At 32.6% G+C, this 24,300-nt stretch carries 22 protein-coding genes and 2 tRNA genes; 12 read left to right on the top strand and 12 right to left on the bottom strand.

Features of this window, described 5'->3' with window-relative positions:
- Window positions 1–155 precede the first annotated feature (155 nt).
- The 6 genes from porK to GSY47_RS16195 all read left to right on the top strand — a co-directional run bounded on the left by porK (window position 156) and on the right by GSY47_RS16195 (window position 7,215).
- Window positions 156–1,556 carry a T9SS ring complex lipoprotein PorK/GldK gene (gene porK / locus GSY47_RS16220; RefSeq protein ID WP_091492644.1) on the top strand — a complete coding sequence of 467 codons (1,401 nt, stop codon included), beginning with the start codon at window positions 156–158 and terminating at the stop codon, window positions 1,554–1,556.
- 55 nt (window positions 1,557–1,611) lie between these two features.
- The gene (gene porL / locus GSY47_RS16215) at window positions 1,612–2,259 is read left to right on the top strand and encodes a type IX secretion system motor protein PorL/GldL (protein ID WP_091492645.1); all 648 of its coding nucleotides are present in this window, start codon (window positions 1,612–1,614) and stop codon (window positions 2,257–2,259) included.
- Window positions 2,260–2,310: 51 nt separating this feature from the next.
- Complete coding sequence (gene porM, locus GSY47_RS16210; RefSeq protein ID WP_179001305.1) at window positions 2,311–3,852, top strand: type IX secretion system motor protein PorM/GldM; 1,542 nt, start codon at window positions 2,311–2,313, stop codon at window positions 3,850–3,852.
- Window positions 3,853–3,896: 44 nt separating this feature from the next.
- Window positions 3,897–4,886, top strand: a complete 990-nt coding sequence (porN, locus tag GSY47_RS16205) for a type IX secretion system ring subunit PorN/GldN (RefSeq protein ID WP_179001665.1) — start codon at window positions 3,897–3,899, stop codon at window positions 4,884–4,886.
- A 191-nt stretch (window positions 4,887–5,077) separates the two neighbouring features.
- Window positions 5,078–6,067, top strand: a complete 990-nt coding sequence (porN, locus tag GSY47_RS16200) for a type IX secretion system ring subunit PorN/GldN (protein WP_179001303.1) — start codon at window positions 5,078–5,080, stop codon at window positions 6,065–6,067.
- A gap of 74 nt (window positions 6,068–6,141) precedes the next feature.
- The gene (locus tag GSY47_RS16195) at window positions 6,142–7,215 is read left to right on the top strand and encodes an NAD(P)/FAD-dependent oxidoreductase (RefSeq protein ID WP_179001301.1); all 1,074 of its coding nucleotides are present in this window, start codon (window positions 6,142–6,144) and stop codon (window positions 7,213–7,215) included.
- Here the strand turns inward: GSY47_RS16195 and GSY47_RS16190 are convergent.
- Entirely contained in the window at window positions 7,196–7,579 is a 384-nt protein-coding gene (locus GSY47_RS16190) for a DUF983 domain-containing protein (RefSeq protein WP_179001299.1), read from the bottom strand. The two genes, GSY47_RS16195 and GSY47_RS16190, sit on opposite strands and share 20 nt — an antisense overlap.
- A 66-nt stretch (window positions 7,580–7,645) precedes the next feature.
- On the opposite strand from GSY47_RS16190, the gene abc-f reads away from it, so the two are divergent.
- Window positions 7,646–9,568 (top strand): ribosomal protection-like ABC-F family protein, encoded by a 1,923-nt coding sequence (gene abc-f / locus GSY47_RS16185; protein WP_179001298.1) that lies wholly within the window; start codon window positions 7,646–7,648, stop codon window positions 9,566–9,568.
- Between the two features lie 217 nt (window positions 9,569–9,785).
- Here the strand turns inward: abc-f and GSY47_RS16180 are convergent, their stop codons facing one another.
- Complete coding sequence (locus GSY47_RS16180; RefSeq protein ID WP_179001296.1) at window positions 9,786–10,748, bottom strand: App1 family protein; 963 nt, start codon at window positions 10,746–10,748, stop codon at window positions 9,786–9,788.
- 62 nt (window positions 10,749–10,810) lie between these two features.
- Here GSY47_RS16180 and GSY47_RS16175 point away from each other — a divergent pair, with 62 nt between their 5' ends.
- Window positions 10,811–11,680: a diacylglycerol/lipid kinase family protein gene (locus tag GSY47_RS16175; RefSeq protein WP_179001294.1), complete on the top strand. Its 870-nt coding sequence runs from the start codon at window positions 10,811–10,813 to the stop codon at window positions 11,678–11,680.
- A gap of 48 nt (window positions 11,681–11,728) precedes the next feature.
- On the opposite strand, the gene GSY47_RS16170 is transcribed toward GSY47_RS16175, so the two are convergent.
- Together GSY47_RS16170 and GSY47_RS16165 are read right to left on the bottom strand one after the other, a co-directional pair.
- On the bottom strand, window positions 11,729–12,874 hold the full coding sequence (locus GSY47_RS16170) for a GNAT family N-acetyltransferase (RefSeq protein ID WP_179001291.1): 1,146 nt from the start codon (window positions 12,872–12,874) through the stop codon (window positions 11,729–11,731).
- 122 nt (window positions 12,875–12,996) lie between these two features.
- On the bottom strand, window positions 12,997–13,485 hold the full coding sequence (locus GSY47_RS16165) for a DUF1761 domain-containing protein (protein ID WP_179001290.1): 489 nt from the start codon (window positions 13,483–13,485) through the stop codon (window positions 12,997–12,999).
- A gap of 501 nt (window positions 13,486–13,986) precedes the next feature.
- Between GSY47_RS16165 and GSY47_RS16160 the strand changes: the two genes are divergently transcribed.
- Window positions 13,987–14,292, top strand: a complete 306-nt coding sequence (locus GSY47_RS16160; RefSeq protein ID WP_179001288.1) for a hypothetical protein — start codon at window positions 13,987–13,989, stop codon at window positions 14,290–14,292.
- Between the two features lie 109 nt (window positions 14,293–14,401).
- Here the strand turns inward: GSY47_RS16160 and GSY47_RS16155 are convergent.
- Window positions 14,402–14,473: transfer RNA gene (locus GSY47_RS16155), tRNA-Glu, on the bottom strand.
- 448 nt (window positions 14,474–14,921) lie between these two features.
- Window positions 14,922–15,758 (bottom strand): T9SS sorting signal type C domain-containing protein, encoded by an 837-nt coding sequence (locus tag GSY47_RS16150; protein ID WP_179001286.1) that lies wholly within the window; start codon window positions 15,756–15,758, stop codon window positions 14,922–14,924.
- 809 nt (window positions 15,759–16,567) lie between these two features.
- On the opposite strand from GSY47_RS16150, the gene GSY47_RS16145 reads away from it, so the two are divergent.
- Window positions 16,568–16,768: a YqaE/Pmp3 family membrane protein gene (locus tag GSY47_RS16145; protein ID WP_218651370.1), complete on the top strand. Its 201-nt coding sequence runs from the start codon at window positions 16,568–16,570 to the stop codon at window positions 16,766–16,768.
- Window positions 16,769–16,911: 143 nt separating this feature from the next.
- Here the strand turns inward: GSY47_RS16145 and GSY47_RS16140 are convergent.
- The 4 genes from GSY47_RS16140 to GSY47_RS16125 all read right to left on the bottom strand — a co-directional run bounded on the left by GSY47_RS16140 (window position 16,912) and on the right by GSY47_RS16125 (window position 19,889).
- Window positions 16,912–16,984, bottom strand: a tRNA-Met gene (locus tag GSY47_RS16140).
- Between the two features lie 91 nt (window positions 16,985–17,075).
- Window positions 17,076–17,600 carry a DUF4269 domain-containing protein gene (locus tag GSY47_RS16135; RefSeq protein WP_179001250.1) on the bottom strand — a complete coding sequence of 175 codons (525 nt, stop codon included), beginning with the start codon at window positions 17,598–17,600 and terminating at the stop codon, window positions 17,076–17,078.
- Between the two features lie 5 nt (window positions 17,601–17,605).
- Window positions 17,606–19,117: a glycosyltransferase family 39 protein gene (locus tag GSY47_RS16130; RefSeq protein ID WP_219071479.1), complete on the bottom strand. Its 1,512-nt coding sequence runs from the start codon at window positions 19,115–19,117 to the stop codon at window positions 17,606–17,608.
- A 223-nt stretch (window positions 19,118–19,340) separates the two neighbouring features.
- Window positions 19,341–19,889 (bottom strand): DUF4494 domain-containing protein, encoded by a 549-nt coding sequence (locus tag GSY47_RS16125; RefSeq protein ID WP_179001246.1) that lies wholly within the window; start codon window positions 19,887–19,889, stop codon window positions 19,341–19,343.
- A 408-nt stretch (window positions 19,890–20,297) separates the two neighbouring features.
- Here GSY47_RS16125 and GSY47_RS16120 point away from each other — a divergent pair, with 408 nt between their 5' ends.
- Window positions 20,298–20,543, top strand: coding sequence for a hypothetical protein (locus GSY47_RS16120; protein ID WP_179001244.1), 246 nt, complete (start codon window positions 20,298–20,300; stop codon window positions 20,541–20,543).
- A gap of 28 nt (window positions 20,544–20,571) precedes the next feature.
- On the opposite strand, the gene GSY47_RS16115 is transcribed toward GSY47_RS16120, so the two are convergent.
- Both GSY47_RS16115 and GSY47_RS16110 read right to left on the bottom strand, forming a co-directional pair.
- Window positions 20,572–21,510 carry a hypothetical protein gene (locus tag GSY47_RS16115; RefSeq protein WP_179001242.1) on the bottom strand — a complete coding sequence of 313 codons (939 nt, stop codon included), beginning with the start codon at window positions 21,508–21,510 and terminating at the stop codon, window positions 20,572–20,574.
- 87 nt (window positions 21,511–21,597) lie between these two features.
- Window positions 21,598–22,140 carry a helix-turn-helix domain-containing protein gene (locus GSY47_RS16110; protein ID WP_179001240.1) on the bottom strand — a complete coding sequence of 181 codons (543 nt, stop codon included), beginning with the start codon at window positions 22,138–22,140 and terminating at the stop codon, window positions 21,598–21,600.
- 501 nt (window positions 22,141–22,641) lie between these two features.
- Here GSY47_RS16110 and GSY47_RS16105 point away from each other — a divergent pair.
- Window positions 22,642–24,108, top strand: a complete 1,467-nt coding sequence (locus GSY47_RS16105; protein ID WP_179001238.1) for a glycoside hydrolase family 130 protein — start codon at window positions 22,642–22,644, stop codon at window positions 24,106–24,108.
- Window positions 24,109–24,300 lie beyond the last annotated feature (192 nt).

Raw genomic sequence — 24,300 nt, 5'->3', positions numbered from 1 at the left:
TTTTTTGTCACAGTTTATCGATAAAATATTTTTTTTTTATTTTATTTAACATTATTTTTGAACGGTAAAATAAATTCGCAAGTAGTATTGTTTTTTAGATAAATAATAAATACGTTTACGGACTTTTAATAATGAATAGATAATCCCAAATTTATATGAAGAAGTTTATTGCATTTGCAGCAATGTTAACACTGGTAATCGGCTGTGGTAAGTCAGGTGACAAAGGTGAATTAGTTGGTGTTACAGGAGGGAAATGGCATCCCGAGAAGCCTTATGGAATGACATTAGTTCCGGGTGGATCTTTTATTATGGGTAAATCAGATGCTGATTTAGCTAACGTAGAAGATGCTCCGACTAAAACGGTAACTGTTCGTTCATTTTACATGGATGAAACTGAGATTACTAACAGTGAGTATCGTCAATTTGTGGAGTGGGTAAAAGACTCTACAATGAGAGTTCGTTTAGCAATCTTAGCTGATGAAACAGGACAGAAAGCTACTGATGGTAAAGGAAAAAAAGGCGGAAGTATTGCTGACTACGCATTTAATGACTCTGATCCAGAAAAAATGACAGCTTATGATAAGTATATGTACGACAACTACTATAGTGTAGGTACAAAAGACGATCCGTATGCTGGGAGAAAATTAAACAGAAAAGTTAAATTAATTAAAGATACAAAAGCATATCCAGACGAATATTATACTGAGGTAATGGATTCTATGTATTTACCAATTGAAGAATCATATAATGGTTTAAGAACAATTGATGTAAATAAATTGAAATTCCGTTATTCTTGGATGGATATTCAGGCTGCTGCAAAAGCTAAAGTTGGAAAAAGAAGTGATTTCGTAAAAACAGAACAGGTTAATGTTTACCCTGATACAGCTGTTTGGATTAAAGATTTCGCTTATTCATACAACGAACCAATGCATAACGATTATTTCTGGCACAAAGCTTATGGAGATTATCCTGTAGTAGGTGTTACTTGGAAACAAGCTAAAGCATTCTGTGCTTGGAGAACTTTATACAAAAACAGTTATATCAAATCTAAGAAAAAAGGTCGTGACTTAGTTAACTCTTTCAGATTGCCAACTGAAGCAGAATGGGAATATGCTGCTAGAGGAGGTCTCGAGTCTGCAACTTATCCTTGGGGAGGTCCTTATACTAAAAGTGATAGAGGTTGTTTCTTAGCAAACTTCAAACCAAGTAGAGGAGATTACGCTGCTGACGAAGCTTTATATACTGTAGAAGCTAAATCATACGAAGTTAACGGTTACGGATTATACAATATGGCAGGTAACGTTTCAGAATGGACTGATTCTGCTTACAATCCAAACGCTTACGAATATGTTTCTACAATGAATCCAAACGTAATTGATGGTAAAAATCAAAGAAAAGTTGTTCGTGGAGGTTCTTGGAAAGACGTTGCTTATTTCCTACAAGTAAGCACTCGTGACCACGAATATGCTGATTCAGCTAGAAGTTATATCGGATTCAGAACAGTACAAGATTACATGGGGACTCAGTCAACAGGTAATGGAAGTAAAAGAAAGTAATTTATAATTTTATCAATATCCAACAAATCTATTTTAAACCTAAAAAAAAAGTATTATGGCATTATTAAGTAAAAAAGCAATGAATTTCGCTTATGGTATGGGAGCGGCAGTGGTAATCGTTGGAGCTTTATTCAAAATTACTCACTTTGAAATTGGACCATTAACAGGAACAGTTATGCTTTCAGTGGGATTGTTGACTGAAGCGTTGATTTTTGCGCTTTCTGCTTTCGAACCTGTTGAAGACGAGTTAGATTGGACTCTTGTTTACCCTGAATTAGCAAATGGACAAGCTAGAAAAAAAGCTGACAAAGTTGAAACTCCAACAGACGCTCAAGGATTATTATCTCAAAAATTAGATACATTATTAAAAGAAGCTAAAATTGACGGTGAATTAATGTCAAGTTTAGGAAATAGCATCAAAAACTTCGAATCAGCTGCTAAAGGAATTGCTCCAACTGTAGATTCAATTGCAGGTCAAAAGAAATATTCTGATGAATTAGCTTTAGCTGCTTCTCAAATGGAATCATTAAATGGTCTTTATAAAGTACAATTAGAAAGCGCTTCTAGAAACGCTGAGGCTAACAAAGAGATCGCTGAAAATGCTTCTAAATTAAAAGAACAAATGGCGTCTATGACTGCAAACATTGCTTCTTTAAACAGTGTTTATGGTGGTATGCTTTCTGCAATGAGTAACAAAGGATAATTAGTTTTTAACTAATATTAAATTTATTAATAAAAGAACTAATTAGAAAAAATGGCAGGAGGAAAATTAACCCCTAGACAGAAGATGATCAACCTGATGTATCTGGTTTTCATCGCAATGTTGGCAATGAACGTATCAAAAGAAGTTATTTCAGGTTTCGGTTTGTTTAACGAGAAATTTGAAGCTTCTAATACAACATCAATCACAAACAATGCCTCTTTATTAACAGCATTAGATCAAAAAGCGGCTGAAGCAAAAGGAGAGTTTGCTATTGCAGCTCAAACTGCTCATAAAGTTGAAGCAATTTCTAAAGATTTTTATGCTTATATCGGTACATTAAAAACTCAGGCTGTACAAGGTTTTGAAGTTGATAAAGCAACTGGAAAAATGCCTTACGAGTCTATGGACAAAGGTGATAACATCGACGACTGGTTTACAGGAGACGGTTACACTAAAAAAGGTAACGAAATTATCGCTAAAATCGAAAAATATAAAGCGGATTTAAAAGCAGCTTTAGGAACAGATAAAAAATATGCAGCAATCATTTCTGAGGTTGATAAAAAATTTGATCTTTCTGATGTAAAAAACAAAGACGGTATAAAAGAAAAATACTTAGCTTATCATTTTAAAGGTTTCCCTGCAATCGCATCTGCGGCTAAACTTTCAGCTTGGCAGAATGACGTTCAGAAAACAGAAGCTGACGTTTACAATAGTGCTTTAGGAAAAGCTGCAGTTGCTGCTGCTTCTTACAGTAACTACCAAGCGATTGTTGTTTTAGACAAAAATGCTTACTTCCAAGGAGAAAAAGTTACAGGTAAAGTAGTTTTAGGTCGTTATGACGAAAACACTAAACCTACTTCATTCCAAGGTCCTGGACAAATCATTAACGGACAAGCTGTTATCTCTTTAACCGCTGGTGGAGTTGGAGAACAAGATATCAATGGACAATTTACTTTCTTAGAGGATGGTAAAAATATTCCTTTGAAATTCTCTGGAAAATATGTTGTAGTTCCAAGACCAAACTCTGCTACAATTTCTGCAGACAAGATGAATGTTGTATATAGAGGAGTTGTTAACCCAATCTCTGTATCTTTCGCTGGTGTTGATGCTAACAAAATTGTTGCTAGTGCTCCAGGGTTATCTTCTGCTGGAAAACCAGGAAAATATAACATGAGCCCAGGTTCAGGTACTGAGACAACAATTTCAGTTACAGGAACATTACCAAACGGAGACAAAGTAACAGATAAGAAAACATTCAGAATTAAAGGAATTCCTGGGCCAACAGGTACAATTAGAGGAGAAGACGGAGTTGTAAAAGGTCCTAAATCTAACTTAGAGATTGCTACTATTGGTGCTAAATTGGTTGATTTTGATTTTGAAGTTGGTTTAGATGTTGTTGGATTTAACTTTAAAATTCCTGGACAACCTACAGTTGTTGTTACTGGAAACAGATTAAATGCACAATGTAAACAAGTACTTTCAAGAGCTGGTAAAGGAGACCAAGTTACTATTTCTGAAATTAAAACTAAACTGGTTGGTGCTGGTAGTTATTTATTGCCAAGAACTGCTCCGGTAATCTACGAAATACAATAATAAAGTAGTGTAAGCTACGTTCAATATCTTATAATGATATCATGATGAAAGTAAGAAATTTTTTAATAGCTATTGTTTCTATCGCTGGAGGTTTTGCTTCTAATGCGCAATCTAATTTGCTTAACGCAAAAACACCTGATCAGATTGGACTTAAAACTCCTGCTCAACTTATATCTGATAATGATAAGCCTTTAGCCTATGGTTATGTAGATGATAGAGATATCTTGATGGGAAAAACTACATGGGAGATTATTGACTTAAATGAAAAAATCAATTTTCCAATGTATTTTCCGGTAGATACAGCTAATATTGGTTCTAACAGACGTTCTTTATATGACGTTCTTACTAAAGCTATTAAAAGTGGAAAAGTAACTGAAGTTTATACAGATAGTTATTTTAATACTAAAAAATCTATGAAAGACATCGAAGGATCATTATCTCGTATTGATACAACAGATGCTGGTAGAGAGTTGATTAACCAATACCCAGACGATTACAAATCTCGCGTTGTGAAGAAAAAAGTAGTTACTGGTAAAGGAAAAAACAAAAGTGTATCTTATGTTGAAGAAACAGTTGGGCCAACAAGAACAGTTCCTGCTGAATATATCTTAAAACAAGATCTTACTGCGGCTGATGTTACTCAGTATAAAATTAAAGGATATTGGTATTTTGACAAACGTCAAAGTGAATTGAAATATCGTTTGCTTGGTATTTGCCCAGTAACTCCGGACGTTTATACTATGAATAGTGATGAAAAGGATTATATTGAATTGTTTTGGGTATTCTTCCCAAATGCTAGAGAAGCGCTTCATGAAGCAAAAGCTTTCAACGACAACAATTCAGCTCTTCCAATTTCATTTGATCAGATTTTGAATTCAAGACGTTTTAATGCTGTAATCTATAAAGAAGAAAATCTTTACGGAGATAGAGCAATTAGCGATTACATGAAAGACAACGCTCAAAACCAGTTGTTAGAATCTGAAAGAGTGAAAGAGAAAATTCGCAATTTCGAACAAGATATGTGGAACTACTAAGTTGTACATAATCAAATATTTAAAAACTCTTACTACCTTTGTAGTAAGAGTTTTTTTTATGTAAATAGTTCACATGTTTCTTTTAAAAAAAGAGATTGGATAGGATATAATTTTATTTTAATTTATTTATGTAGGAAAAATAACAATATATTTAATAAAATTTCGTTTAATGTCTAATAATTGTTATGATTATGAAAATGAGAAATTTTTTAATTGCTGTTGTTGCTGTGGCTGGAAATTTGGTTTCTTATGCGCAGTCTAATTTACTTAATGCCAAAACTGCTGATCAGATTGGAATTAAGACACCTGCACAAATGATGTCTGATAACGATAAACCTTTAGCCTATGGTTATGTTGATGATCGGGATATTTTAATGGGTAAAATGGTTTGGGAAATTATTGATTTAAACCAAAGAATAAATTTTCCATTATACTTTCCTGTTGATAGTGTAAATATCGGGAAGGATAGACGCTCTCTTTATGATGTTTTAACAAAGGGAATTAAAACAGGTAAAATAACTGAAGTGTATACCGATAGTTATTTTAATACCAAAAAGTCTTTAAAAGATATCGAAGGTGCTTTATCTCGTGTAGATACGACGGACGCGGGAAGAGAACTTATTAATCAATATCCTGACGACTATAGGTCGCGTGTGGTCAAGAAAAAGGTAATTACTGGCAAAGGGAAAAAGAAAAGTGTTTCTTATGTTGAAGAAACTGTTGGGCCAACCAGAACTGTTCCTGCTGAGTATATTTTAAAACAAGATCTTACTGCGGCAGATGTAAGTCAATATAAGATTAAAGGATTTTGGTATTTTGATAAACGTCAAAGTGAATTAAAATATCGTTTACTCGGAATCTGCCCAGTCACTCCGGATGTTTATACGATGAATAGTGATGAAAAAGATTATATTGAATTATTCTGGGTTTTCTTTCCAAATGCGCGCGATGTACTGCATGAAGCTAAAGCCTTTAATGAATATAATTCAGCTCTTCCAATCTCATTTGATCAGATATTAGATTCCAGAAGGTTTAATGCCGTGATTTATAAAGAAGAAAATGTATATGGGGACCGTGAAATTAAAGACTATATACGAGATAATGCGCAAAGTCAGTTATTGGAATCTGAACGTGTAAAAGAGAAGATTCGAAATTTCGAAGAAGATATGTGGAATTACTAAGTAATGAATCAAATTATAAGAGAAACTCTTGCTACCTTTGTAGTTAGAGTTTTTTTATTTTATCTACACTGCAAATGCTTGATTATTTAATCGTCGGATCTGGATTGGCTGGAATTTCTTTTGCCGAAGTTGCCCTTAAAAACAATAAATCTATTTTAGTTATAGATGACAAATCTCAAAATTCATCTAGAATTGCAGGTGGTTTGTACAATCCAGTTATTCTGAAACGTTTCAGCGAAGTTTGGAATGCTAAAGAGCATTTGGTTTTGATGAACGAATTCTATGATCAAGTTGAGGACAAATTGCAGGAAAAATTCAATTATAAAATGCCTATTCTCCGAAAGTTTTTTTCGATTGAAGAACAGAATAATTGGTTTGCTGCTTCTGATAAAATAAACTTAGCTCCGTTTTTATCCACCAAACTCATTACTAAAAAGTATCAAGGTATCGATTCTCCTCATAATTATGGAGAAGTGCTGCATACAGGCTATGTAAAAACTGGACAGCTGTTGGAGAGTTATAAAGCTTATTTAAAAGATAATAATTTGCTTCTGGAAGAATCTTTTCATAGTTCTTTCTTGGAAATTCTTGAATCTGGAATTCAGTATAAAAGTATTAAAGCCCGCCATATCATATTTGCAGAAGGTTTTGGACTACATAAAAATCCATATTTTAATTATCTTCCTTTGGATGGGACGAAAGGAGAATTGTTTTTGATAAAAGCACCTGATTTAAAATTAGACCTAATTGTGAATACAAGTGTCTTTATTTTACCAGTAGGTGGTAATTTGTTTAAAGTTGGTGCAACTTACAATTGGCATGATAAGACGGATCTTCCAACAGAAGAAGGGAAACAGGAACTTATAGATCGAATAAAAGAAATTATTACCTGCGATTTTGAGATCATAAAGCATTTTGCTGGAGTAAGACCAACAGTTGCGGATAGAAGACCTTTAGTTGGTACTCACGAAGCATACAGTTCTATTCATGTTCTTAACGGATTAGGAACGCGAGGCGTGATGCTCGGGCCGGCATTGGCAAAAATGTTGTACGAGCATATTGAAAACGGAACGCCTATAGACCGAGAAGCCGATATTAAGCGATTCCATAAAAGATATTTAAAAGGGATTACTTTCGGCCAGCGTTAGGATCATAAGAAACAAACATGTTAATGTATAAGTTTCTAGACAGACGAAGTACAAAAGGAAACAAAACGACCAAAGTCACGATAATGGCGATAAATGATTGCTCGATATTGGCTCCAAAAAAGACAAAAGAGACAATAAAGGCAGCAATTCCAACAGCAACATTCAATCCGTAGCTGACGTACATGGCGCCATAAAAGAACGATGGTTCAATTTGATATTTGAAGCCGCAGTGACTGCAGTTTTCATTCATTTTTAGAACTTTACTCAAATGAAGCGGGTTTTTGTCTTCATACATGCTTTCATTTTGGCATTTTGGACAACTTCCTGTTAAAATACTATTTAGTTTCGATCCTTTTTTTAACATTTGCAAAAAATTTAAACAAAGGTACGATTTTTCAACCTTTACTGCTGATAACAATAGTTATAAATTATGCTTAATATACACAATCTTTCCGTTTCTTTTGGAGGAACCTATTTATTTGAAGAAGTAACTTTCCGTTTAGGAGCTGGAGACCGAGTTGGTCTTGTTGGTAAAAACGGAGCAGGTAAGTCTACCATGCTAAAAATGTTGGCAGGAGATTTTAAACCGGATTCTGGAGTTATTTCTCAAGAGAAAGATATCAAGATGGGTTTCTTACGTCAGGATATTGATTTTGAACAGGGAAGAACCGTATTAGAGGAAGCTTATGAAGCTTTTACTGAAATCAAGGTTGTAGAAAAGAAGCTGGAAGAGATCAATCATCAATTGGTTACCAGAACGGATTATGAAAGTGAAGAATACGCTAAAATCATTGAGGATTTATCTGATTATACGCACCGTTTTGAACTTTTAGGTGGTTATAACTATGTTGGAGATACAGAAAAAATTCTTTTAGGTTTAGGTTTTAAAAGAGAAGTTTTTAATAACCAAACCGAAACTTTTTCTGGTGGATGGAGAATGCGTATCGAATTGGCAAAATTACTTTTACAGTCTAATGATGTATTACTTCTGGATGAGCCAACCAACCACTTAGATATCGAAAGTATTATTTGGTTAGAAAATTTCCTTCGCAATTATCCTGGAGTAGTTGTGATTGTGTCGCATGATAAAATGTTCTTGGACAATGTTACGAATAGAACAATCGAAATTTCTTTAGGAAAAGCATACGATTTCAATAAACCGTATTCTCAGTATTTAGAATTGCGTCATGAAATTCGTGAGAAACAATTGGCGACTCAAAAAAATCAGCAGAAGAAAATTGAAGAAACAGAAAAATTAATCGAGAAATTCCGTGCCAAGGCTTCAAAGGCTTCGATGGCGCAGTCGTTGATTAAAAAATTAGATAAAGTTGAAAGAATCGAAGTTGATGAAGACGACAATTCTGTAATGAATATTTCTTTTCCTGTTTCAAAAGAACCAGGAAAAGTTGTGATCGAAGCCGAAGATGTAACCAAAGCTTATGGCGATAAAACGATTCTGAAAGACATCAGTTTGTTGGTTGAAAGAGGAAGTAAAATTGCTTTTGTTGGACAAAACGGACAAGGGAAATCAACTTTTATCAAAGCTTTGGTAAACGAATTTGAATACGAAGGAAATATCAAATTAGGACATAATGTACAATTAGGATATTTTGCCCAAAATCAGGCGGAACATTTGGACGGAGAAATTACACTGCTTCAAACTATGGAAGATGCCGCAACCGACACCAATCGTATGAAAGTACGTGATATGTTGGGAGCATTTTTATTCCGCGGAGACGATGTAGAGAAAAAAGTAAAAGTACTTTCGGGAGGAGAACGTAACCGTTTGGCGCTTTGTAAGCTATTATTACAGCCAATTAATGTTCTGCTGATGGATGAGCCTACCAATCACTTAGATATTAAGTCTAAGAACGTTTTAAAGGCCGCGCTTCAAAAATTTGGAGGAACTTTGTTGTTAGTTTCTCACGACAGGGATTTCCTTCAGGGAATGTCGAATATCGTTTACGAATTCAAAGACCAAAAAATTAGAGAATATTTAGGCGATATCAACTTTTTCTTGGAACAGCGTAATATGGAAAATATGCGTGAAGTGGAGAAAAAAGATGTGGTAAAAAATGCACCAGCTGCAAAAGAAAAAGAAGCAAGTAAATTATCTTATGAAGACCAGAAAAAAGGAAAATCACTTCAAAACAGATTAAGTAAAATCGAGAGTCAGATTCAGCAATTAGAAAAACAAATTCAGCATGACGATAAAATGCTGGAAACTAATTACGATAAACATATTGAAGACGCCTCATTCTTTACTGCTTATAATAAAAAGAAAGAAGATTTAGAGCAGTTATTAATGGATTGGGAAATCGTTCAGGAAGAGATTGATAGTTTTAATGCTTAATATTCTGTTTTAGGTTTCAAGTTGTAATCCTGGTAACTAAATTTTACCGCAAAGCACGCTAAGTTTTTTTATAGTTTGCCTTTAAGATGTAAAAAGTTCGCAAAGCTTTATTTATATAGCTTTGCGAACTTTGTGTTTTATAAAACCTCTCGCTTAAAAAACTTAGCGTGCTTTGCGGTTAAATATTCATTAGTTCAAAACCTGAAACAAAAAAAAACTATTCAATAATCCTAATAGATTTTGAATGTTCAATAGCTTTGCCACTTTCTTTAAAATAGCAGACAGAAACATTCAGATTTTCTAGGTTTTTTAGAATTTTTTGGACTTCAGATTTTGGTGATTTACCAGTTTGTCTAATGTAAACCGCAATTACGGTAACTGGAAATATTTTGCAGATACGTTCGTATAAAATAGGATCGTGCTGTGAATCATCACCTAATAAAACATATTTTAAAGTAGGATAGAATTCGACAACATGTTTGATTTTTTCAAACTTATGATCGTGGCTTCCTCTTCCGCTCATAAAGAAATCAGTAATTCCTCTTCTGATGTCTTTCAGGAGAATTACAGCTTTTGGAAGTTTGTGGATTTTGGTAAATTTTGCAATAAAACGGTATAAATTCCATTCGCTGCTGGAAATATAGAAAAAGGCATTTTCTTCTTCAGGTTTGTCTCTTCCTGCCTGACTTAAGGCTTGATAATGAGCGACGACATCTTTAAAGACCTTACGGTCATTTACATTCTTAAAAAGTAAAATATAAAGTTTTTTGAAAAAATTTTTGGTGTGCGAAATCAAAAAAGTATCATCAATGTCAGATATGATTCCGAGTTTGCCTTTGTGCGGTCGTATAAAACTGCCTTTACACACTATAGTTTCGTCGTTGTATTTCAAACTAACTTCATATGGCATCCAGCCAAAATGCGTTTCTTTTTCCAACGGAATACAAAAATTGAAATAACCATCATCTAGAGTTTTGGTGTGAATGATTTCGTTATTATAATGAAGATAAACATCAAAATTTTTAATGGTTTTGATTCGGAATAACTTTAAGATTGAAGTAGCGTTTTTTAATTTTCTTTTTTCAAAATCGTAATTGTGCTCTTTCTTTAAAACGTGCCCCATCACAATTAATTCTTGCTCATTTGCATAACCGCGATATAATTGTAGAATTGGTTTCATTAATTACGTATATTTAGGTAACTGTAATTTACTTAATTTAAATTGGTTTTAAAAATAAAATTTTGAAAAAGAATATACTATTTGTTGTAAATCCGATATCGGGAGATCTTGATAAATCAGACTTAATCGAAGCTGTAGAAGAGTTTGCAGCGACCAATCATTTTGATCTGGAAGTGTATGAAACCACTGGAAAAAATGACCCAAAAGAAATACAATCTATATACAAGCAATATCAACCAGAGCGAATTGTTGTCGCTGGCGGTGACGGAACCATAAAAATGGTTGCCGAAGCTATGGAAGAGCAGGATGTCATAATTGGTATTTTACCAGCAGGTTCTGCAAACGGGCTTTCGGTAGATTTGAATCTTCCCGACGGAATCGAGGAAAACCTCAAAATAGCCTTTCTGCATCATTATATCGAAATGGATATGATATGTATTAACGGTAAAAAAAGCATTCATTTAAGCGACTTAGGATTGAATGCAAACTTGGTTAAAAATTACGAACAAAGTGATGTGAGAGGTTTTTGGGGATATGCGTTGCAGGCTTTTACAACTTTAAAAGAATCTGAAGATCCTTTTGTAGCCACTATTTCGGCAAACAATAAAACAGTGGAACATACCGCAAGAATGATTGTAATTGCCAATTCGCAGAAATATGGAACAGGGGTAATTATAAATCCAAACGGAGCAATGAATGACGGCAAATTCGAATTGGTAATTCTAAAAAGTCTTGATCTGCTTTTAATTGGTAAAATTATTACCGGAAATATGCCAATTGATTCAGATGATATTGTCATTATTTCAACAGAAAAAGCCGAAATAAAAACCGATTATCCTGTTAACTTTCAAATTGACGGAGAATATTGTGGCGCACAGACTTCTTTGGAAATCCATATTTTGCATAAGCAGATGAAAATTGCGGTTCCTTAAATGAATATTCGTTTATTGCAATTGTCATTGTCATTGCAATTGAATCTCTTATTTAAAAGGATTGCGTTCCTGCCATTCTGTTTTAGGCTCCAGATAATTGAAAAACCTCGAAATATTATGGTTTATTAAAGCGTTGCTGTGCGTAATTAAACCATACATTTTTACCGGTTTTGCGCCGACAGAACTTTTGATTTCGAGTGCTGTTCTGGCAAATACAATTTCTTTGAATCCTTTTTTGATAGAATAGGAAATCATGTCGTAAAGCATGTTTAGATACAGCATTTTTTCGCGCTGAATACTTTCGTCATAGCCAAGGAAATAAGTATCTATGGTATCGCCATTTTTGATGAGTGTATTGAATCCAATTAGTTTTTCGTCAATGAAATAACCATACAACAAAAAGTTGTCTCCCATGATTTCTTTGAAAAAGCTGAAATGATTTCGAGCGAGGAAAAAAGTATTAAACGGAGCATTCTTAGCGACATGAAAATACAAATCGTAAATAACATCTTCATATTGCTTAATATCCGCTAATGACATTTGCTGTTTTACAATTCCTTCTGATTTTTTTCGGGCTCTTTTATATTGATCTCTATATTTTTTGGATAAAGCGTCGATATAATCCTGTTCGTTTTTCCAGTTTTCCCTGATTTCAAAAACCATATTAGGCTGAGTCGAAAACGTATAATTGTTTTTAAATTCGGCTTGCAGTGGTTTTATTTCTTCAGCAGTAAAATCTTTTATGCTTGTAATGTGAACTTTTTTTCCGTTTTCTTTTAGGTCTTTCTTAAGCTGATTTACGGCTTTGTGAAGGGTTTTAATTGCTTTTGCTTCTTTGATATTTTTATCAAAAATAAAAGCGTTTTGTCCCGTCAGCATGTTGTTGCCAACGAATAAAACATGTGAAGCAAAATTCTTCAATGCAAAATTTCGAACAGAAGTTTTTAAACATTTATCACGCTCTCCAAACGATTCCAGTTTTTCTGCAAATAAAAATTGCGTTAAAACAATACCAATGAGCCTTTCTTCTTCAAAGAGTCCAATAAAATGGCAAGTCATGTTTACTGGAGAAGAATTTTCCAGAACTTCTAAATATTCACGAGTTAAAAAGATATTTTCAGCAGCAAGCGAATTCCATTCTAATGGCAGTAATGAAGCGCTTTTGTAAATCTGGAAAGAATAAGTTGTATTCAAGAGTGTGAACTAATTTCGTCAAAATTAGATAATATTTAGAATAACTCACTTTCTTTAAGTTATTATTAAGAAAAACCCGTTTGATTTTTTGGTTTCAAACGGGGGTTTAATATTTTGTTTTTTTAGGCAAAACCGCAGACAATTCCGCCCATTAAAGTAAGCGTAATTAGCCAATAGCCAGTATGAATAAAAATATATTTCCAAGATTTTCTTTCGAACAAACCATTAATTCCGATTAACGGAAACGCAAAAAATAAACCAGACATAAATCCATGTAATGCACCATGTTTAAAAGTTCTATATGCCATTCCATAATCGGCCATAAAAGCGGCAAAAGAAGGTTTTGCACTGTCCATTAACGGCGGGCCTCCAACCATTCCGATGGCACCAGATTGATGAATGGTAAGCGACATTAAAGTCATGGTAATCATTAACGAAAAAATGTACGTTAATCCGAAAATTTTAAACATGCTGCCTTTTCTAAGTTCTTCTTGTGTCAGGTTATTTTCTTTCATCCAGATGGTTCCGAACACTTTTGGACTATACCAGATAAAACCGACAACAAGTGTAACAATTGCAGAGATAAGCAATGCGAAGAAGTTAATTTTCATAATATGAGGGGTTTAGAATTAGTTAGTCAAATGTAGTTAAAAAACAGATACTGAATTTAGATTTTTGTAAAGTGCTATAAGTCTTGTTAATAAGAAATTTATTAACAGTTTATCGATATTATGCGAATATTATCTATGAAATATATAAATTCGTAAAATAAATTAAGAGCTAAAATCTTGCAATAAAAGCCAAGTATATATAAGCTGTTATTTTAACCAAAACCAAAAAATAAATTACAATGTTTACCAAAAATTAATCGTGCTTATGAATGAATTTTACACTCGTTAAAAAAGTTGATTAAATATATTTAGTTAATTGCTGAAACCGTAATTCGTTACGGTTTTTTTGTTTTTGGACAGAAGCACTTCTTTAAAAAAATAACATTTAATTTAGAAAGGAATTTTTTATGTTTGTCTAAAATTTTATAACTTTAATACAAGTATCCAAAACAGCAAAGTTTGTAAAAACCGCGCTATTACTAACTTTAATAAACAGAAATTATGACACTGCAATATCAAGGTGAGCAATACGGAAAAAAGACCACTTTTACTATTAGAATTATTGGGAACAATTTGTCAAAAAGTAGTTCAAATTACCAAATCGATCTTTTAGTTGGCGACAAAAAAGTGCCAACTTTTACAAGTGAGATTCATCAGAGTCTTTCGAATTGCTTAAAAGAAATCTATTTGTTTAGAAAATATAATGGAATCCAATTTGATGAATCAACAGAGAAGATTGTTTCGCTTTTTGTTCCTTATGATAAAGTGTTGTACAACTACAATAAATATGCTTTATTTAGAGCATAAATTTTTCTCAAAATAAGAAGAAAAAAGACCGTCTAGATAGATGGTCTTTTTTTTAGGGTTTCGAAAATAAAAAAGCTTCAGATTTCTCTGAAGCTTTTGTTTTGTTAAGTAGTCCGTGGGGGAATCGAACCCCCCTTACCAGGATGAAAACCTGGCGTCCTAACCGATAGACGAACGGACCTTCTTTGCTATTGCGGGTGCAAAATTAGAACTAATTTTGAATTATACAATAGGCTTTTGAAAAAAAAATTCTTTTACTATTTCTAAAATATCGTTTTTAAAGCGGTCAATTCGCAAATGGAAATAGTTAGTTGGAATGTATTTATTTGATTTGTAATTGCTTCTTGAATGTTTAGGTAATGAGAAAGAGAATTTTTATTGAGATTAAAATTTTTTCTGAAATTTTAAATTTTAAAGAATATTATTGGTTTTGAAAGAATATTCTTTTGCTTTTGTTTTTCGAAAATTCCAATAGAAATCTTTGTAAGCGATTTTATTTGTAATTTTTTCAAATCTTTGATAAAAATGAAGTAAAAATGACAGAATCAAAAATCCAATACTATAAAAAAAGCCTGCAGAATTTTGAATTTTTCTGCAGGCTTTGATGTTATTTGTATTTGACTGTATGATTAAAAAATGACCTTTTTCGTTATAGTTTTTCCATTTTCTAATATTGTTTTAACGAGTAATATTTGAGCTTCAGCTTGAATGTTGTTGATTTCTAAGTTGGATGCATCTATTTTTTGACTGTTGTGAAGTAATTTTCCAGTGATGTCAAAAACAAAAACCTCTTTTAAGAGAGTGTCACGAGAGTTTATGCTGATGATGTTGTTTCTTGAAACCACGGTTAATTCTTGTGTTATAGTGCCAGATTCCTCTAGTCCTAAATTCTTGTTTTCTTGATATCGTATCTCAAAACGATTATCGAACCTTCCTTCCTGTGTAAAAAAGTTATAGCCGCCGTTTCTTAGATTATGGATTGTACCTGTCTCCTTATCTAATATGTATATATTCATATTGGTTAAATCTCCATCAGCACGATCAATCGATATTTTAAGATTTCCCCTAATTGATGATCTGTATCCAAGTGTAATTATATCTGTTTGCTTCAATGGCAGAGCGCGTCCCTGAATGACTAGTTTTTTGTTTTCGTTAATGCTGTAAAAATCTGCAGGTAAATAAGCATCCATTGATAAGGAGTCAAAATTAACATCCCAACCATTGGTAGCTCCCGTTATATAACCAATTAAAAGTTGCTTGAAAATACCGTCTTCATTGGTTAAATTAAGCCAGACACGATGTCTTTCTATTTGAGCTTTATTAATTGAACTAGGAAAGCATAAAGTTTTTAAATCCTTGAAAGAACGTTCCGAAGGGACGGCTGCATATTGAGCAGTCATAGGATATAATAAAAGGAAAAGTTGTAATGCAAAAAAAGGCGCATAGGATAAGTAAAGTTTTTTCATAATCTAGATAATGTAAAAAAATAATAAAAAAGGCTTTGTCGATACCCGCTTTCAGTAAATTTTAATTATCCTCCACAGAAAAACACAAACAGAATCGATGGTTGGTCGATACTGAAACTTAAATAAAAAATTAAATTGAAGCGTAGTTTTTTCTCTATATGGATAATTTTTAAAATTTGTTCTGATTTATTAATAAAAAAATGATGTGCTGTAAAAAACAAAGTTGAATTTAATTTTAACGCATTACATCGGTTTTTTTTAACCGTTTATCGATTGTATATTACATAAAGATGCGAATTTGTTCACAAATCAAAAAATGCTAAAAATGCTTTTACTGCCCTAAATAAGCTGTTTTGGAATATACTGTCTGATTTGTTATGTTTAATTCCTGTAAGTTCTATTTTATCCCCTTGTTTTTGAAGTTATGTTGTAAAAAACAGTGGAATTGTCTTTAATTTTGAGCAGTTTTATAATTTTTTAAAGTTTATTCTTTTTGAAAAATCAATTTGAAATAGGTAAACGAGGTTTGCTTTAAAGTCAGGGAATTTATGACGTGAAAGTTTTTTGGTATTATTTAAAAGTAATAAAACGAAGATATTTGTATAACATGTGTATGCTATTAAAGTGTACTTTTTTAAGAATAATACAGCCATTATTACGCTGGAGAAAATGATGAAAAATCCAGTCTGACTAAACTTTGAATAATTATTTAATGCTGTTTTTGAAACAAAACAGTTTTATTTAAGACTAATGTTTTAAGGTAATTTTTACTCGGCTGTTAATTGCTATTATTTTAAAAACTAAAACTTATGATGACTTTAATTGCTATATTTTTTCCTTCGTTGTCTTTTCTGCTGAGAGGAAAAATTTTGACGGCCTTATTATGTCTTATTTTGCAGATTACACTTATAGGATGGATTCCGGCAGCAATATGGGCAGTTCTGTCGCTTCAGAATTCGAGGGCAGACAGACGTAATGCCAAACTTATCAAAGCAATTAGATCGAAGTAAAATAAACTCTTAATCAATTAAGCCTGTTTAAACGTATGATATTTTCAAGGACTTTTATTTTTTAATTATTTCGAATTTTCAGTTTTAAACAAAAGGTTAGAAAACAAAAAAAGCTCCAGATTTCTCTGAAGCTTTTATCGTTGTAGCGGGAACAGGACTCGAACCTGTGACCTTCGGGTTATGAGCCCGACGAGCTGCCTACTGCTCTATCCCGCGATGTTTCGGGTGCAAAGATACACACTAAATACGGTTATGCAAACAATTTTTGTACTTTATTTTTTATATTTCTTGAGAAGTGTTGTTTTTTTTAGATTTTAAAATCCAGTAATTCCTGATAAATATTTCCCTTTAAGCCTAGTAATAAGCCGAATGCAGGTTCTGTTTTGATGCCTTTTTCTTTTAGTTTGATAATTTCTAGTCGGAAGGATTCATCTTTAGAATGTAGGATTTTATCTTCAATAATCATGTGTTTATAGCCGTTTTGAAGTTCAGTAGGTATGTTTTGTCCAAAGATTTCTATTTCAAAAACGTCTATAAAGAAGTTTGCAATGACAGATTCTTTATCATCAATTACAAATTCTCTGATTGTAAAATGAGTTTCTTTTTCAAAAAGCTGTTTAATTCTCTCAATAAAATCCAGTTTATTTTTCCAGTAACAAACAATATCAAGATCACTGTTTTCGATATCGATGTTTATTGGAATAGTACCGACTAAAAGAGGATCAAAATCAACCAATTTTTCTAGAACTTTGTGTTTCGTTAAAACTTCAAAAGCTAATTGCTGTTTTTGATTTCCTGTTTTTAAATACGCTATATTCTTGAAATCGGTCATTTTTGTTAATCCTTATAATTTTTTTCTTTGGCAATTTCCTGCTCTAATCTTTTGTTGATATTGATTTTAGCATTTGCAAAAACAAAAATAGTCGTTCCGTATTCTCTCGCATATTTATTGGTAATCTGACCACCTGTAAAAGCCTTTTCAAAAAACGGACTTGTTGTTTTAAATTCGTCACTGTTCTCTTCAAAAGTTTTAATGCGAATTAAGTTTTTGTAGTACACATTCAAATCAAACCAATTCACGTAATCGGCATTGAGAGAAACGGCTTTAATTCCTTTTTTGCTGTAATAATTTATGGCTCCGGCCTGACCGTAATTGTCGCAAAGTACCAAAGTGTTTTCTGTCTTCGGAAACAAAGCATAAATAGAATCTGTTTTTCGGGCAAGTTCTTTCCAGCCCAGCATATCTGCAAAATCTTGTGCTAAGTCGTGTTCTTTTCCATCTTCCCAACGATGGGTTTCTATTTTTTCGGCAACCAATTGTTTTGGACTTCTGTTAGGAAAAGCCATGAAATACATTGGTATAAACAATAATAATGGAAGCGCAATAAATACAGGTTTTAAAAAGCGTTTCCATCCGTTTTGTAAAATGTCTGAAAGAAAAACAGATCCAAAAGCAATATATATTGGATATAAACCAATTGCATAATACGCTTTTGCCTTGAAGTATAAAAAGATAACTAAAGTAAAAATGAGCGAACCAAAGAACAGCCTGTATTTCTCAAATGGTTTGTAAAATAGTAATGCATATAAAGAAGCCAGTATGACGAAAAAACTTCCAATAAAAAATAAAACCTGTTCTTTTAAAAATCCAACTCGTTCTACATTGACCAATTGTGTTTCTGCCAGTTCTTTCATATGATGCACAATCGGGAAATGATTTCTGTATTGCCATAAAAGATTCGGAATTATGAAAAGAAAGCCCATAATCAAAGCAAAATAAAGCTCTTTTTTTGTTACTATTTTTCTTTGGTTCGAAAGTAAAATAGCAGGAATTAATCCCAGCAACAAAAACAAAATGTTGTATTTATTAAGAAAGCCAAATGCGAAAACAAAAGCGCCTAAATAGAGCCAATTGTTTTTTTCTGAAGTGATATACTGAATCAGAATATAATAAAATAACGTCCAGCACAACACGTCCAGCGAATTTGGCTGATAAAGCATATTAAGGCGCAGCAAAGAAGAAAATACAATACCCAAAGATCCGAGAACCAAAGCATAAAGATTTCCTTTTAAAAGCTCGATAGTTTTCCAAACAATTACGAGAGTCAAAGCGCCAAAAAGGGCAGGGAAGAACTTAACCCAGAAAACCGAATTACCGAGCAATAAAATAAGACACGAAATCCAAGAAGTAACCGGCGGAACCGATAAATAGCCCCAAGCCAAATGATGCGCCTGATCCAGATGCAGATATTCATCACGCTGTAAATCATATTCTGGACTAATTAAAGCGTACTGTAAAACAAATTTGAGCAGAATAAACCCAATTAAAATCAGTGTTTTTTTATTCATGAAGTTTTGGTTTAAGCGTAAATGGTTTTGTTTCAGTTAAAAGGCTTAACGAATATAGACTTTATTTTTGAAAAAGATTAAAATAAATGAGATATCAATCACGCATAAACTATGTGCATTTATGAAAGTGAAGCGCCTTTTAACGAACGGTATAATCTATGTTTCTATGTGTTTAAAGAAAACAAAAAAGCTCCAGATTTCTCTCTGAAGCTTTTGTTGAATTTTATTCCTCTGTTGCAGTTTCAAATTCCATGTGGTCGATCATTTCAACTTCTGGTTTATCTGGTTTTGAAGCTTTCAGGGCATTAAATCTTTCTAGCATTTCGGTTTCGCCTTCTTCTCCGCTGAAATAAGGGAAAACATCCATAATTGGGGATTCTGCAATAGCAGGAATCGAATATTCGCCCATTGTATTTTTCATGATGTGAAGTGTATTGTCATAAGCCTCACGAACATCATTTGCTTGCACAAGCATGTACATACCGGTTTTTCTTTCTTTTCCGCTTTCTTCATCATAGGCGATTAAAGAAATTTTAGATTTAAACCATCTGTCGGCATTTTCAAACGGATGAATTTCTGCATAATTTGCCACTTTGATATTTGTGATTTTAAACTCTTCACTAATATAAGCTGCCATTTCTTCATTAATCCTTTTTTCAGCTTCTGTGTAAGACAATGCATCAACCAAATAAGGTTCGGTTAAAACTTTTTGTCCTCCAGTTTCATCTGTTTTTCTATATTTTACTTTGCATTCGTACCAAACTACGCTCATTTCTTCTAAATTTTAAGGATGCCAAAGATAGATTATACTGCAAAATAAATAGTTAAATATCGAAATAGATATTCACAATTTAAGATCATTTTTGATAACATTTTGAAAATCTGAATGTTGTGTTTTTACTTTTAAATAAGGCTTTGTAAGCTTTGTCATTCTTTTAAAATTAAAAAAAATAAAAATGATTTATGAGTGTAAATAATTGTAATTCAGTAATTTATTTTTTACGGTTTAAAATTTTTCAAAAAAAACATTTTGCCTTAAATCCAAATGGTCAATTTGAACGTAAGTGTGGGAAGATAGTGGTCGGGAATGAGGTAAATTCGAATGATAATTAGTTTTTGGAACATACTGAATCTTACCGCATTTCTGGCTACTATTTTTTATGAATTTTAAGAATACTAAATGACAGGAAAATTAAACGTTCAAAGATTAAAAGAGACTTTAGATTACTTGCAAAGTAAACAGCGTGAGTTAAATAGACAAGGCGAAAATGATTCCAGAAGCATCGAATCTATGATTAAATATCTCAAAAAAGATATGCTGGATCAATACAATTTGGAGGATCATCATTTGTCTATCAAACAAGAAATTAAAGACACTGAAACTTTTATACAAAATGTCAAAAACATTATTGACATCAATTCTTAACTTTTATTCTATAGCAAGAAAACTACTTTTATTCCAATTTGTATTTTTCGTTTTTGCAATCCAGAATCAGTTTATGTTGGAGAAATAGTTTATTTCCAATCATTCCCTGCATTCCCGAACGTTTCATTAAAAACTTTTGAAGCTTTGAAGTACCTTCGATATAAGTAACTTCAGAAAGATTTAAGGACAAGTTTCCAAACGCTATTTTCTTTTTCGCGGAAGCGGAATATACATCCAGTGTATTTCCCCAAGAATTTCCTTTTTCGGCTTTTATCGGACTATTTTCGATTTTGTATTTTTCCCAAATTTCCTTTTGGGTAATCAATTCGTAACCGCTTGTTCCTGTATCAAACAGCAATTTCAAATCTTGATTTTCAATTTTTGAAGGAATCAATATTTTGCGTTTTTTGAATTCAAAAGCTGTAAAATTTTCTTCTGATATTTGTTCAAGAAAGGAACATTTACTGTTTTTAAAATCTAAAATAATTATTCGTTTTTCGAGTAAATCAGTTCCAATGGTACCAATGATGTTTTCTGCATCTGGATTATCAAAATCGATTATACTGCCGTAATTTAAAAACTGAAAAACAACCGAATTCACTTTCATATTTCCAATCGTAAAACCTGTTGAAATCTGATTTTTTTCAATATTAATTTTTATTTGATTCGGAAATTTTTCTGAGATTGATTCTAATGATTTTTTATAAAAAACAGTAATCGCTGAACCAGAATCAAACTGCATGTATAATGTTTTATTTATTCCCTGAATTTTTACAGGAATAAGTAAAGCTACATGCTGATTTTCATTACCTGAAATCCATTTTATGGGAATGTTTTCTGTTGTTCCTGAAACATTCAGATAATTCTCCGGTGGTGTGAATTTTTTTTGGAAATAAAAATATCCTCCCAATAAAGATAAAACGATAATCGTTAGAATTATAAGGGCAACTTTCTTAAATAATTTCATGACTGATTTTTTTGCAACGTTCGGATTTAGCTTCCGATTTTCGTGCAAAAACAATACGACATTTTTACGTCAGTTTTATGACTTTGGTTATAAGAAGTTATGTTTTAATTTGATAGATAAGGTTTGGTTTTGATTCAAACTAATACCATTTAGAATAACGATTACCAATTTCAAACACAAAATCGTAATTAATGGAATAAGAAAAAGAGGGAATTTTATCAAAAAAGCGTTTTGAACAAACGGACTTAAGATTAATAAAAAGGAAAGGATAAGACTTAGAAAAATTTGAATGGTAATAATCTGTTTCCCCAGTTCACGATTTTTATAATCTTTGGTTTTATAAGTTATAATTAAAGGAAAAATGATGCTCCCAAACGGAATAATAAGCCCTGTTAAAGCAGAAAGATTAATAATTTTGGCTCTTTCAACTTCGCTTTTTTCGTTTTTGTTAATGATAAGATTTTCCGGTTCAGTTTTCAGAGATTGCGCAAGAGTTTTGAGTGTAAATCCTTTTAGAATATTTCCGGCTTCGATTCTCTGGATTGTTCTTAACGAAAGTCCTGATTTTTCGGCCAGTTCATTTTGAGTCATATTTTGGGTTTCTCTCAAAAATTTTACGTTATTCTTCATGTTTTAGGATTGGCAGTTTAAAGACGAAAATATAAAAAAGTTTTTTATCGTTTGTTTTTAAATTATTTCATGCACATTTTACAGATTTAGGCAGATTTAATGTTGAGCGTAATTATTTTAAACACATAGAAACATAGTTATGCAATAGCTGAAAGGCATTTCATTTGCATCAATACACATAGCAAACTATGTGTTAGAAACTAGTTTCTTTTTGTCTCCTTATTTAGGTAAACAAATAACTATGTTTCTATGTGTTTAATTTTTTCTATTAATTATACCCAGCGGATTTATGATGATCTGCTTTTATCTGCTCAAATCTTTTTAAATCTGCGTGAAACTATTTTAAGTACTCTTAAGGGTATATTTAACAGAATACAATCTTTATAAATAGCATCTCAAAAGTTAAAGTTTAATAAAAATTAAGCCTTTTTCTTTAACAAAATGATTAACTTGTTGTAGAATAATGATTCACAGATACTAAATATCCTAAAAAATACCACTATGCGCGTATCAGTAGTTCGAAAAAGCATAAAATTTACACCAGATTCCAGAAGAGTTGTTGCCCGATATTTTATGAACGGGCATGAAAGAACCCAGCAAATGGTGCTTCGGATCATGATGCTCGACGAAAAACAAGTATCACAAACTTTAGAACAAACACTTCGTGAGTTCGCCAGACGTCACAGAAATATATCGGCAGTTTTCTTTAAACATTGCGAAAGAATTAGACCTATAATAGAAGAATTACAGATTGATTATGAAGCCATGTCTTCTGATCGAAAAATGCTTATTGGTTCCTATTGCACCATGGAATATGCAATTGAATCGGCGGCTATTTTTAATCCGTCCATTGTAGAAGATTTTGATCAAACGGGATTGGAAGCAGGCGAAAAACGTGTTGTAATTTCGTTTAGAGCTACGGGAGAAGGTCATATTTCGTCGATTGTTTTTAGAAGAGGAATTCTGGATAGAAACAACGACCTGCATATCATGAAAATCGGAAATCATATTGATAAGGCCGAAATCGAACATAAAACCTTATTTAATAAAGAACGTTTTTTAACGAAATTGGCAGAAATGCATACGACCGATAAATATATCGAACAAATTATGCACGATCTGCCGGATGAATTTGAATTTGCAGTTCTTAAAAATACGCTCACAGAAGCACTTAGCGATCCGTCTATCCGAGAAGAAAGAAAAACGGCTTTACAGGAAATATTATGGCTCGCCAATTCGTTTTACGATTTACAATTCAAACATGATTCTGATATTACGGAACGTGTTATTTTTCCGATTTCAGAATCTGAAAGCCGAGGAATAGAAGACGCACGTTTTGTTCGTTTTGTTGATGATGATGATTCTGTTCGAATAATGGCGACTTACACGGCCTATAACGGACATACGATTTTACCAAAGTTAATTTCTACCGAAGATTTTTATAGTTTTAGAGTAATGCCGCTTCATGGCGAGGGAGCACAGAATAAAAATCTGGCTTTGTTTCCACGAAAAATTAAAGGAAAATATGCCATGTTAGCCCGAATAGATGGTGTGAATAATTACATTATGTACTCTGACAGAGCAACACAATGGAATACGCCAGTTCTGCTTCAGGAACCTCGTTTTACCTGGGAATTAACGCAGATAGGAAATTGTGGATCACCACTTTGGACAGAAGAAGGCTGGCTCGTAATAACGCATGGAGTAGGAACCATGAGACGTTATTGTATTGGTGCTTCTTTATTTGATCTAGAAGATCCGTCTAAAGAAATAGGAAGACTTACAGAGCCTTTACTTGCTCCATTGGAAGACGAACGAGAAGGTTATGTACCCAACGTAGTGTATTCTTGCGGTGCGATAATTCACAACAACAGTTTGATTTTGCCTTATGCCGTATCCGATTACTGTTCTACTTATGGGGTTGTTGATTTGGCCGAATTATTGGATGCACTTCGAAAAAGTAAATAGCAATTAGCTGGGGCAAATTTCAAAAAATATATAAACACATAGAAACATAGATTAGGATTGTGTCAAAAAAGAAATTAGAAGAAACAAGTTTCCACACATAGCTAAACTATGTGCATTTAAATTAATGAAACTCCTTTTTTTAATTTCTAAAGAGACTATGTTTCTATGTGTTTAAAATAATAAGGCTATCCG

Origin of the sequence: Flavobacterium quisquiliarum, assembly GCF_019308285.1 — a bacterium.
GTDB lineage: Bacteria > Bacteroidota > Bacteroidia > Flavobacteriales > Flavobacteriaceae > Flavobacterium > Flavobacterium quisquiliarum.
Note: the sequence above shows the minus strand (reverse complement) of the source record. Positions and strands in the feature narration are given on the sequence as shown.

Bases quoted from the DNA above. Each gene is read 5' to 3' on its own strand.
- GSY47_RS16195 (WP_179001301.1), top strand. From the start codon at position 6,142: ATGCTTGATTATTTAATCGTCGGATCTGGATTGGCTGGAATTTCTTTT.
- GSY47_RS16110 (WP_179001240.1), bottom strand. From the start codon at position 22,140: ATGAAGAATAACGTAAAATTTTTGAGAGAAACCCAAAATATGACTCAA.
- GSY47_RS16120 (WP_179001244.1), top strand. From the start codon at position 20,298: ATGACAGGAAAATTAAACGTTCAAAGATTAAAAGAGACTTTAGATTAC.
- abc-f (WP_179001298.1), top strand. From the start codon at position 7,646: ATGCTTAATATACACAATCTTTCCGTTTCTTTTGGAGGAACCTATTTA.
- porL (WP_091492645.1), top strand. From the start codon at position 1,612: ATGGCATTATTAAGTAAAAAAGCAATGAATTTCGCTTATGGTATGGGA.
- GSY47_RS16165 (WP_179001290.1), bottom strand. From the start codon at position 13,485: ATGAAAATTAACTTCTTCGCATTGCTTATCTCTGCAATTGTTACACTT.
- porM (WP_179001305.1), top strand. From the start codon at position 2,311: ATGGCAGGAGGAAAATTAACCCCTAGACAGAAGATGATCAACCTGATG.
- GSY47_RS16115 (WP_179001242.1), bottom strand. From the start codon at position 21,510: ATGAAATTATTTAAGAAAGTTGCCCTTATAATTCTAACGATTATCGTT.
- GSY47_RS16190 (WP_179001299.1), bottom strand. From the start codon at position 7,579: ATGTTAAAAAAAGGATCGAAACTAAATAGTATTTTAACAGGAAGTTGT.
- GSY47_RS16180 (WP_179001296.1), bottom strand. From the start codon at position 10,748: ATGAAACCAATTCTACAATTATATCGCGGTTATGCAAATGAGCAAGAA.
- GSY47_RS16160 (WP_179001288.1), top strand. From the start codon at position 13,987: ATGACACTGCAATATCAAGGTGAGCAATACGGAAAAAAGACCACTTTT.
- porN (WP_179001303.1), top strand. From the start codon at position 5,078: ATGAAAATGAGAAATTTTTTAATTGCTGTTGTTGCTGTGGCTGGAAAT.
- porN (WP_179001665.1), top strand. From the start codon at position 3,897: ATGAAAGTAAGAAATTTTTTAATAGCTATTGTTTCTATCGCTGGAGGT.
- GSY47_RS16145 (WP_218651370.1), top strand. From the start codon at position 16,568: ATGATGACTTTAATTGCTATATTTTTTCCTTCGTTGTCTTTTCTGCTG.
- GSY47_RS16130 (WP_219071479.1), bottom strand. From the start codon at position 19,117: ATGAATAAAAAAACACTGATTTTAATTGGGTTTATTCTGCTCAAATTT.
- porK (WP_091492644.1), top strand. From the start codon at position 156: ATGAAGAAGTTTATTGCATTTGCAGCAATGTTAACACTGGTAATCGGC.
- GSY47_RS16135 (WP_179001250.1), bottom strand. From the start codon at position 17,600: ATGACCGATTTCAAGAATATAGCGTATTTAAAAACAGGAAATCAAAAA.
- GSY47_RS16150 (WP_179001286.1), bottom strand. From the start codon at position 15,758: ATGAAAAAACTTTACTTATCCTATGCGCCTTTTTTTGCATTACAACTT.
- GSY47_RS16125 (WP_179001246.1), bottom strand. From the start codon at position 19,889: ATGAGCGTAGTTTGGTACGAATGCAAAGTAAAATATAGAAAAACAGAT.
- GSY47_RS16105 (WP_179001238.1), top strand. From the start codon at position 22,642: ATGCGCGTATCAGTAGTTCGAAAAAGCATAAAATTTACACCAGATTCC.